Below are 12,455 nucleotides of genomic sequence, written 5' to 3'. Positions count from 1 at the left end.
TTCCGAAGAAGGGCTGGGTGAAAATCCTGATGATGGTAGACACTCGAGTGTCAAGCGCGGGTTGTTCTCCTATGGCGGCCGCGAGATGGTTCTTCCTGCTCCTGCCCTGTACTCTCGTGGCCTGCAGCACCACAGCACCGCAGCCACACAAGACACCTGCGTCACCCATCACCACCGTACAAGAGCCTTCGCCGGCCACCCCCGAGTCTGATGCCACGCTCCATTTCATGATGGGGCATCAAGCCGAACTTGCCCAGGATTTTGAAACTGCATTGAAGGAGTATCAGGCAGCTTTGAAGGCCGATCCCGAGTCACGTGAGGTCAAATCCCGATTGGCGGCGCTGTATTTCGCCCTTGGCGATTTGACTCAGGCGGTGCAATACGCGGAAGAAGTCGGGCAAGGAACCGGACAAGATCCTCAATTGCTGACCCACATGGCCGGGATCCTTGCCAGCGCCGGCAAGCATGAGCGTGCGCTGGCGTTATTGGACAAGGCGATCGAGAGCGCTCCGGAACGGGGAGAATCTTACTTTCCCAAAGGGCTCATCTTATTGAACCAAAAACGACTGGCTGAGGCCGAGCAGGTCGTGAAGAAAGGCTTATACTATACGGCCGATTCACCGGTCGGGTACTACTATTTGGGCCGTATTTCCGTTGAAGCCGGCAATATCGACCAAGCCTTGGCAAGCTTTGAGCGCGCCATCACGGTCAACCCGTCTTTTGAGCCGGCGTATTTGGCTCAAGCCTCGGTCCATGAATCACGCCAAGAAAAGGGCAAAGCCGTCGCGGTCCTCAAAAGATATCTTTCTCAGGTGAATCCTCGGAATAAGGACATTCGCCAGCATTTGATCCAGTTGTACATCGCGACGAAAGACTACCACGCAGGTCTCGCGGAATTGGAAAAGATGCTGGAGGACAATCCCGGCGATCTCGACGCACAACTGCGCATGGCGCTTATCTATGGAGAGAAAAAAGAGTTCGCAAAGGCGATCAGTCAATTAACAGAGATTTTGAAGGCTAAGCCGGCCGAACTCAAAGTGAGAGATTACCTTGGATACTTGTATGAGGAAACGAAAGACGTTCCCAAGGCCATCGAGACCTATCGGTACAATATTCACTTGGATCCACGATTTGCCGACAGTCATATTCATCTGGGAGTGCTCCTCTACCGGCTCAAACAGTTTCCGGAAGCCGTCACGCATCTCAACGAAGCGGTCCGGTTGATGCCGAAACAACCTGAACCGCACATCGTGCTGGGGTTAGCCCATCTCCAAAGCGAGCAGTTCGACAAGGCTTCACAAGCTTTCGAGGAGGGGATTCGGCACAATCCAAAGAACGCGGATCTGCATTTCAACCTCGGGACAGCGTACGACAAACTCAACCGGTTTGATGACGTGGAACGTGCCATGGAGACCGCGCTTTCTCTCGATCCACATCACGCCGATGCCTTGAACTATCTTGGGTACAGTTATGCGGAACGGGGCATCAAGATCGATCAGGCGTTATCCCTCACGAAACGCGCCGTGGCGCTCAAGCCGGAAAACGGGTACTACGTGGATAGTCTTGGATGGGCGTTCTACAAATCGGGGATGCTGGCCGAAGCCCTCACGGAGATCAAGCGGGCTGTGAGTCTCGTCGGCGATGATCCCGTCATCTACGAGCATCTTGGGGAAATCTATATGAAGCAGCAGAAAACTGCTGATGCTCGTGAAGCGTGGCTCCACTCACTCGAGATCGACCCTTCCAACGAAAAGCTGCTCCAGCGCTTCCGCGAGCAGGGCATGGCCAATCCTGCGTATGAAGACAGAATTCAACAGGCCAAACGCCGCGTCTCAGAGAAGACTCAGACCCAGCAAGCCACACCCTAAACTCTCCCAACGATTGTTTCCCCATATCTTCGGCTCCTTACGGCCTCCTGGAGGTTGCTGCACCATAATTGGCGCCGAAACATGCCGTACCGGCCCAAGCCCCATAAAGTGCCAATTCTCGGCACTCCGAAGCAGATTGCGGAAGGACCGGAGGCTTCTTACCGACCGGCGGCGCGCTGATTTCTCGTAAGTTGTTGCGTCATCAGGGATCAATGGTACGCTAGGCCTTGTCATTGATCGGCACCAAACCTGCTATAGGCACAGGTAGGCGGCAACATGAGCGCCGCAGGTTATGAACCGGGCCGTCAGTGAACCATCAACAAGGAGGCAGTACGATGTTTAAGTCGCTCCGTAAACAAGAGGGTTTTACCCTCATTGAGTTGATGATCGTCGTGGCGATCATCGGGATCCTGGCGGCCATCGCCATCCCCAACTTCCTACAGTATCAGATGAAATCGCGGCAGTCTGAGGCGAAGACCAATTTGCAGGCCATCAAGACTTCCGAAGTATCCTTCCAGGGTGAGCGCGGCTGCTATCTCGGTATAGCGGTCGAAGCTGGTCAGCCTGCGGCTGTGGGTGGTACCAAGACTGCGCCATGGCCCTGGGGTGTAGGACAGCTAGCCACGGTGCCTGCTGCGGCTGGTTGGTGTGTCGCGGGTGGTACTTTCGCTGGCGTATTCACTGACATTGGATTCAGAGCCACAGGTAACGTGAACTATGTCTATGGAGTTGACGCACGAACGGTTGCGGCTCCTGGGCTCTATACGCCAGCCGTTGCTTGTCCGTTGTATTCTCCCGGCGCGGGAGGGACTGCTGCCTTGGGAGTACTTGGCGACAACAACTTCGTAGCGGTTGCGAAGACGAACCTGGATGGTGATGCGGCGATCTCAACCTGGATATCTACGGTTGACTTTGGTGCAAACGATTGCACGACCGGTGTGTTCTAATCCGGGTGAACTGTTCTGTTCTAGCCCGCCGGCCTAACAACCGGCGGGCTAGATTGTTTCTAACGAAGAACCTTCCATGACCCCGACAACTGAACAGGCTTCACACCATCCGATAAGTCAACGCATCCGAACAGGACTCTTTGCGGCTGGATGTATTCTGGCTCTAGCCTCTATCGTTCAGCTCCAACGATCTCTTGATTCTGGATCCGATCGCGCTGTTGCACAAATCGAAGAGCTAGCCCAGCTCCCACGTGGGGAATATCTGAAACCAGCGCTACTCGGTTACCACAACCTTGGAGCAGATATTCTGTGGCTTCGGTTATTGCAGGTGGTAGGTAAGAGAGAGAACACCTTAGACGACTATGAATGGATTTATCACGGCCTCGAGGTCATCACCACCCTCGATCCACAGTATGACTACGCGTATTATGTCGGCGGTGTCGTGTTGACCAACGTGGCCAATCGTGTCGATCTCAGCAATCGTCTGCTTGAAAAAGGGTTTAAGGAAAACCCGACTGTTTGGAACATTCCTTTCTTGCTGGGATACAACCACTACTTCATTCTTAGCAATGCGGCTAAGGCATCCGAATACATCGCTGCAGCGGCGCGATTACCCGGTGGACCTGCCTATCTTCCCGGCCTTGCGTCCCGAATGTATGCAGAGGCGAACAACCCTGAAACCGCACTGCAATTTCTGGAAGCTCTGTGGCGACAGACTCAAGATGCCGGAATGCGTGAAGTCCTAGAAAAACGGGCGAAGGAGGTTATGATCGAGCGAGATATTCAAAGATTGGAGTCGGTCATTCAACAGTATCGAAGCAAACAAGGATCGTACCCGAAGACATTGCAGAACCTGATAAACGGCGGGTATCTGAGTCAGTTACCGGTCGAGCCGTTCGGCGGTTCCTATGCACTGGATTCCAAAACCGGAAAGATCAGTAGCTCAACCCATCCTGACCGACTTAGGGTATTCAGACTGGACAAGCAAAATAGTGAATAACTGAGAGCGGAAGTCATGGATACAGTAGCCCACCCTGTGGTTCAGGTTCAAAGCTTGTGCAAGATTTTCAAAGTCGGCTTTTGGGGTCGCCGAGTAACGGCCGTGAATGGGTTGTCGTTTGAGGTGCAGCGAGGAGAAGTCTTTGGATTTCTCGGACCGAACGGTGCTGGGAAGACGACGACAATCAAGATGCTGATGGGGCTCATCTATCCCAGTGAGGGAAGTGCAAGATTGTTTGGAAAGCCGATTGGCGATCCAGCGGCCAAGACCAAAGTCGGGTTCCTCCCTGAATCACCGTATTTTTATGATTATCTGACGGGTCGAGAGTTTCTGCGATTCTACGGTCATCTGTTTGGACTCCAGGGCTCTGCGCTTGGGAAACGTATTGATGAGCTATTGGAACTCGTCGGTATGAGGCATGCCCGTGATCTGCAACTACGAAAGTTTTCAAAAGGCATGCTCCAGCGGGTGGGGATCGCTCAAGCCTTGATCAATGATCCAGAGCTGGTCATCTTGGATGAGCCCATGTCTGGTTTAGATCCCATCGGGCGTAAGGAGGTGCGGGATCTCATTCTGCGACTCAAGGAGTCCGGCCAGACCGTGATGTTCAGTTCACATATCCTCCATGATGCGGAATTGCTGTGTGACCGAGTGGCCATGATTATGAAGGGACGGCTGGTTGCGTGCGGACATGTGTCGGAATTGATCGCGGGGAACACGACTCATGAAGTGGAGGTGGTGATCGATCGCCTGCTCCCGGAAGCCCGTGAGCAAATCAGGTCTCTGGCTGCGAAAGTCGTCCTGCAAGGGGAGCGAGTCATGGTTGTCTTGAACAGTCAGCAAGATGTCGATCAAGCGCTCGATGTCGTTCGGTCGGCCAAAGCCAAATTGGTCTCGCTCACGCCGCACAAGGCCTCACTGGAAGATCTTTTTATCCGTGAGGCCAAAGGAACGCAGCAGACAGTGGAGGCGCGAGTCTGATGAAGGTACTCTCGATTGCGCTGAATACCTTTCGTGAGAATCTCCGTGACAAACTGCTCTACAACCTATTGATCTTCGCTCTGCTGATGATCGGCAGTTCGCTGATATTGATGCGTTTGACGCTTGGGGAGTTTCATCGTCTCATCTTGGATATCGGCCTCGGGAGCATCAATTTCTTCGGGGTGCTGATCGCCATTTTCGTCGGCATCGGCCTGGTCAGCAAGGAAATCGAGAAGAAAACCATCTACACTATCGTTTCCAAACCGGTCGCCCGGTTTCAGTTTCTGTTGGGGAAATATCTGGGACTCAGTCTCACATTGGTCATCAATACGACCATCATGGCAGCCGGGTTACTGGCGGTGCTTTCCCTTCAGGACGTTCCTGTTCATGCCGTGCTGTTCAAGGCGCTTGGGATGATTGTCTTGGAATTCATGGTCATCACGGCAGTCGCGCTGCTTTTCTCGACCTTTTCGAGCGCGACACTCAGCGCAATCTTTACCCTGGCGATTTATGTGATCGGCCACCTGACGCCTGATCTAAAGGCCTTCGGCCAAAAGATGGAAGGGGGAGGCCGTACCGTACTGGAGGGGATGTATTATATTCTGCCGAACCTGGATCGATTCAATCTCAAAGGACACGTGACTCATCAACTTGATGTGCCGGCCGGTGATCTGCTGCTGATCGCGGCCTATGGACTGGCCTATACCACCTTTCTTCTGATGCTCGCGTCCGTCATCTTCCAACGGCGCGATTTCCGCTAGGACGCTGTTGAAAAACGCCTCAAGCTTCGTTCTCACATCGCTCAGAGATTCTGAGGCTCCTGTGAGTGTAAGCAGACACGATAGAGTCGGGATGATCTAACTCGTGATGGCGCCTTCCGAGGCGGATGAGACATGCCTGGCGTATTTCCCCATCACACCCGATGTATAGCGTGGTACGGGTAGTTTGACCTTTTTCAGCCGGGACACTATGTCTTTCTGAGATAACGCCACGTCCAGACGGCGTTTGGGAATATCGAAGGTGATGATATCGCCGTTCTTAACGGACGCGATGGGCCCGCCTTTGACGGCTTCAGGGGCGACATGACCCGCCATCAATCCGTGTGTCGCACCGGAGAAACGCCCGTCGGTCAGCAGGGCGACGGAGTCGCCAAGCCCGGCCCCCACGATTGCGGCCGTCACGCCCAACATTTCACGCATCCCTGGTCCACCGGCCGGACCCTCGTACCGAATGACGACGACATCACCAGGCTTGATCTGGCCCGCGTTGACCGCCACGAATGCATCTTCTTCCCGGTCATAGACCTTTGCCGGTCCCTGGAATTTCGTCATGGAATGTCCGGCCACCTTGACCACACAGCCTTCCGGCGCCAGATTGCCCTTGAGAATCACAAGACCTCCTGTCGGTTTAATAGGATCGGAGAGGGGACGCAGGACCTGCTGGCCAGGAGTTTCACGGGCGTGCGATGCCTCCTCGCCGATGGTTCGCCCCGTGACGGTGGGCTGACTCTTATGGAGGAGTCCGGCATCGAGTAATCGTTTGGCAACCAGGATCGTCCCACCAGCGGCGTAGAGGTCCGCCGCGGCAAAGCGGCCCCCTGGTTTAAGATCGGCAAGGAGGGGAACCTTGCGGTTGATCTTGTCAAAATCATCGATGCTCAACTTGATCCCGGATTCACGGGCAATGGCGAGCAGATGCAGAACGGCATTGGTCGATCCACCGGTCGTGGCGACGGCGGCGATGGCATTCTCCAACGACTTTCGGGTAATGATCTGACGAGGGCGCAGATCCTGCTTGATCAGATCCATCACCATCTTGCCGCATTCAAACGCGACGTCATCCTTTCGGTCGTCCATGGCCGGAACGCCATTGCGGCCCATCGGTGAAATACCGAGAAACTCGAACGCAATGGCCATGGTATTTGCGGTGAACTGACCTCCACAGGCACCCGGTCCCGGACAGGCATGATCTTCCAAGTCTTTCAGTTCAGCGTCGCTCATCTTACCGGACGCATGTTTACCGACTGCTTCAAACACGTCCTGGATGGTCACGTCATGGCCCTGGAAACGGCCAGGCATGATCGATCCTCCATAGAGCATTATCGATGGAAGATTCAACCGGGCGAGCGCCATGACGGTGCCGGGGATTGTCTTGTCACAACCAGACAAAGCCACCACCGCATCAAACAAATGTCCGCGTGCCACCAACTCGATTGAATCGGCGATCACCTCGCGGCTGATCAGCGACGCTTTCATTCCTTCCGTGCCCATCGAGATCCCGTCGGACACTGCGATGGTGTTGTATTCGATCGGAGTTCCACCAGCCGCTCGAATCCCGGCCTTCACTCGCTCTGAAAGCCGCCGCAAATGGAAATTGCAGGGCATGACCTCGATCCATGTGTTGGCAACACCGATGAGAGGTTTCGACAGGTCATCGTCGGTAAACCCGACGGCTTTCAACATGGCTCGAGCCGGAGCCCGGCCGGCGCCGACGAGAAGATCATGACTCTGTAGCTTCAGTTCCTTATGCATAGGCCTTCCTGACCGCATTACTGTACGGACATATTGCTCGGTGGTGTAGGGGGTACGGCTTCATGAGGGTTCTTACCGTGCGGGTAGGCACCGTGCGGATTAGCGCCATGAGGATTCCCGCCATACGGCATTGCGCCTCCATGCGGCGCGCCAGAGCCTTTGTGCTGATCCATCACCTTGTCGTGCTCGGACGCTTCCTTTGCACGCTGTTCCGGAGTCAGCAAGCCCATCACATCACGGCGGGTCTTTATGGAAGTCATCCGCAGCCCGACCTGCAGGTCTTCGCTTTGCTTCAGCTTTGCTTCGATCGCGGTGAGATCAGACTTCTCACTCTCCGTCAGCGCTCTCAGTTCACGTTCAGCGATTTGAATATCGGCTTCGGCCTTGATCCGTGCTTTGTCAAGATTCAGCTGAATGTCTTTCAGTTTGGTGACCTGGTCGGCGGTGAGCCCGATATCCTTTTCGTGTTTGAGCAAATGCCGGATCAGGTGCCCGGTGCCGCTGTGCATCATCCCTTTTCCATAGCCATGTCCTCCTCCGGAATGGCCATAGCTCGGATCATTCGCCCAGAGGCCGGGTACGCCCAACACCAACAGACAAATCGAGGCGACCGCAGAGGCAGTGGTGGCCCTCATTACAGACTTCATGAATTCCTCCTTGGTTGAGACACCTTGGGTTCAAAGCTTGCCACAGCAGTCATCGCAACGCAAGCAAGCACGACGACTCAAAGACGAATCACCCAGGAGTTGAGCACACTTCACATCAACGTCTCTGGGCGGTATAGAGCAGCTCCATTCGTGGATCTGGATGTCGCTGCTTGCTCAAACGTTCGTACAACACCCGCTCTTCTTCGGTCGCGGTGGTCGGCATCACGATTTGGAGCGTGAGGAACAGATCACCATGCCCGCCTGTCGCCGAGGGAAGCCCTTTACCCTTCAGTCGTAGTTTACCATCGGCTTTGCTGCCCGGAGGCACTTTGACTTTCACCGGCTCTGCCAAGGTAGGAGCCGTCACGTCAGCTCCCAATGCGGCTTCCCAGGGATAGATCGGCAACGTGACATGCACGTCCGAGCCTTGTCGACGAAAGATCGGATCTGGAGGGATCACCACGTGAAGATACAGATCGCCACGCTTGCCGCCGTTCGCTCCGGGCTGGCCCTTTCCGGCAACCCTGACCCGCGTCCCATCTTGCACCCCGGCCGGAATCCGAACTTCAATGGTCTTATACTCGCTGGTCATACCGGTTCCCTGGCAGGTGCCGCACGATCGCCCTCGTACGGAACCGCTGCCCTGGCAGGTGGAGCATGTTTGAGGTTCACGCAGGTTGACGCGCTTGATCACGCCGGTCAGCACTTCCCGCAGGGTCAACTGGACTTCGGATTCAAGGTCTTCGCCCGGCATCGCGAACCCACTACGTCCGGTTCCGCTACGGCCGCGGCTTCCAAAAATACTCTCAAAAAAGTCGGAAAATTGCTCACTCCCGGAACCGCCGCTTCCTTGGCTGCCGGATTCCCCGTCGAACCCCCATGGTCCTCCAAACCCGCCTCGGCCTCCTGACGGCTGGCGGGCTCTCTGGAAGGCCTGCGCCTGTTCCCACTCTGTTCCAAACTGATCGTATTTTTTGCGTTTGTCCGGGTCGGTGAGCACTTCCTGTGCTTCGTTGAGTTCCTTGAATTTTTTCTCCATTTCGGCCTTCTTAGCGCCCGCGTGGAGATCCGGGTGGTACTGTCGGGCCAGGCGGCGGTAGGCCTTTTTGATGTCATCTGGAGAGGCAGTTCGAGGGATGCCGAGAATTTGATAGTAGTCGCGCGGGACAGCCGCCATACGAGGTCCGATTGATAAGCAATGGAAAAGTGAATGGGGTCAGCTTACGGAGTGTGGAAGCGGTTTGCAAGGGCCGAATGGTTCAATGAGGGCTCGAAGTTTTCGCTCGGGCCATCAGCTTACAGTACGAACAGGTTCCGGCGGTGGTCGGTTGACCGCAGAGGGAACAGGGGTGCAAGGCCGTACGGTCTTTCTCCGCCATGTCGACGGGCGCCACACTCGTCCGGTGTTTTTCGAGAAAGCCCCAATAGAACATCTGCTTGGTCCCGGGCGATTCTGTTTCCAAACGATTCAAGACTTCCTTATAGAGGAGGGTGCGCGCTCCCTGCGCCATAGGGCATTCCTCGACGACATAGTCGATCTTATTCAGGACGCAATAGGCCGCCAACTCACGTTCGGTTAATCGATAGAGCGGCTTCACCTTCTTGGCAAATCCCTCTACGGAGGCAGGAAGACTGGGACCTTGCTTCTCCAGATATTCATCCTGCCAGTGCAGTACGTTGCCGAGCAGGCGAGCAGCCTCATCATCCAAGTTATGTCCTGTGGCCATCACATCATAGTCACGCTGGATTGCGACGTGGTTGAATTGATAGCGTTTGATCGTGCCGCAGGTCGAACACGTCGGACGGTGGACCAGCATCGCAAGCTCACGAATTCCGGCTCCTTCTTCACGCTCGACGGTGTGGACATGCAGCACCGAGCCATGTGCAGCGGCCACGGTGTCGGAAAAATGTACAACCTTTTCGTGAGATGACTCGGAATATCCGCCAATCCCCAGGTTTACATACAGCGCATCGGCCCGATAGCCGAGTTTGAGCAGAATGTCCCACAGGGCCAAACTGTCCTTGCCGCCCGAAACGGCGACGAGGATGCGCTCGTCCTTGACGAACATCTCCTGAGATCGAATGGCTTTCACGGTCTGATCTTGCACAAACCCATTGAAGCAGCTTTTGCAGAACGCCGCATTGTGGCGGGGTAACCGCATGACGGCTTTGGTCTTACATTTCGTGCAGTTCATCGCTGCGATCATACGAGCGACGTCGGGATAATTGCAAATTGACATCCCGCACGCGGTCGTCATGAAACTCCGGACGTAATTGACCTCAGAGCCGCGATCCGCTATGAAAGGAGGGGAGACCGCGTGGGATTAGATTCAGAATGGATTCAATCGTTCCCCACAAGGCGATAGGATCATAAGTTAACATAATCCAACTTATCAGAACATGACCTTTGAACTTCTTGGCCGCGTCCACAAGGAACTATCGATCACCGGACATGCTTTCTATGAGACCGTTCTCGCCGTGTCGGAACTGGTCAACCGGAAGGTCCAGATCATTCGGCTGCACTGGCAGGCGTCCACCTTGCTCCAGCGAATCGATGATGTAACGGCCAAGGTCGGACAGCAACTCGTCACCCAGGTTTCCGACCGGCTACACAAGAACTCTCCTCCTGATTCGGTTGTCGAGTCGATTGATGAGGCACTCGCCGATGCTCTCGCTCATATTCAGGAGTTCAAGCAGTCATTGACCCGTGTCGATGCACAGATCCGTGAACTTAAACTCGAAGCGATTCATCAAGACTTGCTGACGCTCCAACGTGATTTGACTCTTCGCTCAGCCGGTCTTGAACGGCTCACCGTTATGCGAGAGGCGGCCGCGGCTGGACAACCACTGAGTGCGCTTCCTCACGCCCCTTCTGCACATATCGTGACGGTTCTGCGAGGGCCATTTCTGATGGCTCCGGCCGCCGATCTCCTCCTGCGCCCAGGTGACATTGTGATTGTGATCGGTCCTCAAGGGGAACTGGACCGACTCACTTCGTGGTTCACCGGCCAACGTCCTCTCACAACTACGCTCACGAGATCGGCGTAGGATAGTAGGCACATCGATGTAGATCGGATAGAATAGCAATCGATGGCAACGATGGCGGTTCTTTCTTCACGTGTTCTGGTTTTTCCCTTGGTCATCCTGTTTTCACTGATAGGATTGAGCCGTGCCGAAGCGCTATCTGCCGACTCTCCCGGCATCCGCATGTTGGAAGAGATACAAGCCGTCATTACCGAGCTGGCCGAGCAAGCCAAGCCTTCGGTCGTCAATCTTTTCCCCATCACCGGCACAAGTCGGTCTCGCGAAGGCTCCGGCGAGCGGACGCCGAATGCTTCGGGTTCGGGGTCTGGGCTGATCGTCGACAGCGACGGTCATATCGTGACGAACAATCATGTCATCGGGGACGCCGCTGAAATTGAAGTCCGGTTTTCAGACAAAACAAAGCTCATCGCCCAGGTTATCGGAAAGGATCCGGACACGGATTTGGCTCTGCTTAAAGTGACGGCGGATCGGCCATTGCCGAGCGCCCGATTTGGGGATTCCACCGGCGTCAAAGTCGGCCAATGGGTGCTGGCGGTCGGGAATCCGTTTGGACTGGACCGCACGGTGACCCTTGGCGTCGTGAGTGGAATCGGCCGTGAAAACATCAACCTCTCACGGTATGAAAACTTCATTCAAACCGATGCATCAATCAATCCAGGCAATTCCGGCGGTCCACTCTTCAATCTCCGCGGTGAGGTGATCGGCATCAACACCGCGATCATCAATTTTGCCCAAGGCATCGGATTCGCAATCCCGTCCAACATGGCCAGACAAGTCATCGAACAACTGCTGGCCAAGGGTAAAGTCGTTCGCGGGTGGCTCGGCGTGGGCATTCAACCTCTCACGGCCGAGTTGGCCAAAAAATTCGGCGTATCTGAGGGAGAAGGGGTCCTGGTGAACGAAGTCTTCGAAAAGGATCCGGCCGCCGCCGCCGGGATACAGCCGGGCGATGTGATCGTCCGAATCGACGGAGCGGTGGTCGATTCACCCAACAAACTCTCTCGCCTGATCGGATCACTGCCCCCCGGCGCGGCCGCAAAGGTCGAGGTCGTCCGAGATCTGAAGTACCTGATGGTGGAGGTCCCCCTCACGGAGCGACGCGAGACGGCCGTCGCCGCGGCTCTTCCTCAAGAGGAAAAGTTGGAAGTCAAACTCGGCCTCGACGTCCAAGAGCTGACGGCCGGTCTGACGGAGAAATTCAAACTGCGCGAGTCAAAAGGAGTCTTGATCGCCAAGGTCGAGCCCAACAGTCTGGCTCAAGCCGAAGGCCTCCGAGAAGGGGATTTGATCAAGGAAGTCAACCGTACGGAGGTCTCTTCCGTCGCAGAATATAAAGCGGCGATCTCTCGATCCCGACACGGCGATACCGTGTTGCTGCGCGTGCTTCGGGAAAACCGCGCATTTTTCGTCGTGCTCAAATCCTCCGATTGAACCTC

At 55.3% G+C, this 12,455-nt stretch carries 10 protein-coding genes and 1 pseudogene; 7 read left to right on the top strand and 4 right to left on the bottom strand.

Translation table 11 applies throughout. The features are described 5' to 3' along the window. Window positions 1-71: 71 nt before the first annotated feature. The 5 genes and pseudogenes from H8K04_09760 (at window position 72) to H8K04_09740 (ending at window position 5,557) form a co-directional block, all read left to right on the top strand. Window positions 72-1,868 (top strand): tetratricopeptide repeat protein, encoded by a 1,797-nt coding sequence (locus tag H8K04_09760; GenBank protein ID UVT17785.1) that lies wholly within the window; start codon window positions 72-74, stop codon window positions 1,866-1,868. A 335-nt stretch (window positions 1,869-2,203) separates the two neighbouring features. Next, a pseudogene (locus tag H8K04_09755) lies at window positions 2,204-2,305 on the top strand (prepilin-type N-terminal cleavage/methylation domain-containing protein). A 586-nt stretch (window positions 2,306-2,891) separates the two neighbouring features. Then, the gene (locus H8K04_09750) at window positions 2,892-3,815 is read left to right on the top strand and encodes a hypothetical protein (GenBank protein ID UVT17784.1); all 924 of its coding nucleotides are present in this window, start codon (window positions 2,892-2,894) and stop codon (window positions 3,813-3,815) included. Between the two features lie 15 nt (window positions 3,816-3,830). Then, window positions 3,831-4,796, top strand: coding sequence for an ABC transporter ATP-binding protein (locus H8K04_09745; protein UVT17783.1), 966 nt, complete (start codon window positions 3,831-3,833; stop codon window positions 4,794-4,796). Continuing rightward, on the top strand, window positions 4,796-5,557 hold the full coding sequence (locus H8K04_09740; protein UVT17782.1) for an ABC transporter permease subunit: 762 nt from the start codon (window positions 4,796-4,798) through the stop codon (window positions 5,555-5,557). Before H8K04_09745 ends, H8K04_09740 begins: the two co-directional genes overlap by 1 nt. A gap of 96 nt (window positions 5,558-5,653) precedes the next feature. On the opposite strand, the gene ilvD is transcribed toward H8K04_09740, so the two are convergent. From ilvD to H8K04_09720, 4 genes are all read right to left on the bottom strand, one after another. Then, window positions 5,654-7,327, bottom strand: a complete 1,674-nt coding sequence (gene ilvD / locus H8K04_09735) for a dihydroxy-acid dehydratase (protein ID UVT17781.1) — start codon at window positions 7,325-7,327, stop codon at window positions 5,654-5,656. Between the two features lie 17 nt (window positions 7,328-7,344). Then, window positions 7,345-7,974 (bottom strand): periplasmic heavy metal sensor, encoded by a 630-nt coding sequence (locus tag H8K04_09730; GenBank protein UVT17780.1) that lies wholly within the window; start codon window positions 7,972-7,974, stop codon window positions 7,345-7,347. A 115-nt stretch (window positions 7,975-8,089) separates the two neighbouring features. Continuing rightward, the gene (locus H8K04_09725; protein ID UVT17779.1) at window positions 8,090-9,151 is read right to left on the bottom strand and encodes a DnaJ domain-containing protein; all 1,062 of its coding nucleotides are present in this window, start codon (window positions 9,149-9,151) and stop codon (window positions 8,090-8,092) included. An 82-nt stretch (window positions 9,152-9,233) separates the two neighbouring features. Further along, a complete protein-coding gene (locus H8K04_09720; protein UVT17778.1) occupies window positions 9,234-10,169 on the bottom strand; it encodes an adenine nucleotide alpha hydrolase family protein in 936 nt (311 codons plus the stop codon). Window positions 10,170-10,374: 205 nt separating this feature from the next. Between H8K04_09720 and H8K04_09715 the strand changes: the two genes are divergently transcribed. Continuing rightward, window positions 10,375-11,022, top strand: coding sequence for a TrkA C-terminal domain-containing protein (locus H8K04_09715; protein UVT17777.1), 648 nt, complete (start codon window positions 10,375-10,377; stop codon window positions 11,020-11,022). A gap of 42 nt (window positions 11,023-11,064) precedes the next feature. Further along, window positions 11,065-12,450 carry a Do family serine endopeptidase gene (locus tag H8K04_09710; GenBank protein UVT17776.1) on the top strand — a complete coding sequence of 462 codons (1,386 nt, stop codon included), beginning with the start codon at window positions 11,065-11,067 and terminating at the stop codon, window positions 12,448-12,450. The last annotated feature ends 5 nt before the right edge of the window (window positions 12,451-12,455 follow it).

The organism is Nitrospira sp. (assembly GCA_024760525.1).
Lineage (GTDB): Bacteria > Nitrospirota > Nitrospiria > Nitrospirales > Nitrospiraceae > Nitrospira_D.
This window is presented reverse-complemented; position numbering and strand designations above follow the sequence as displayed.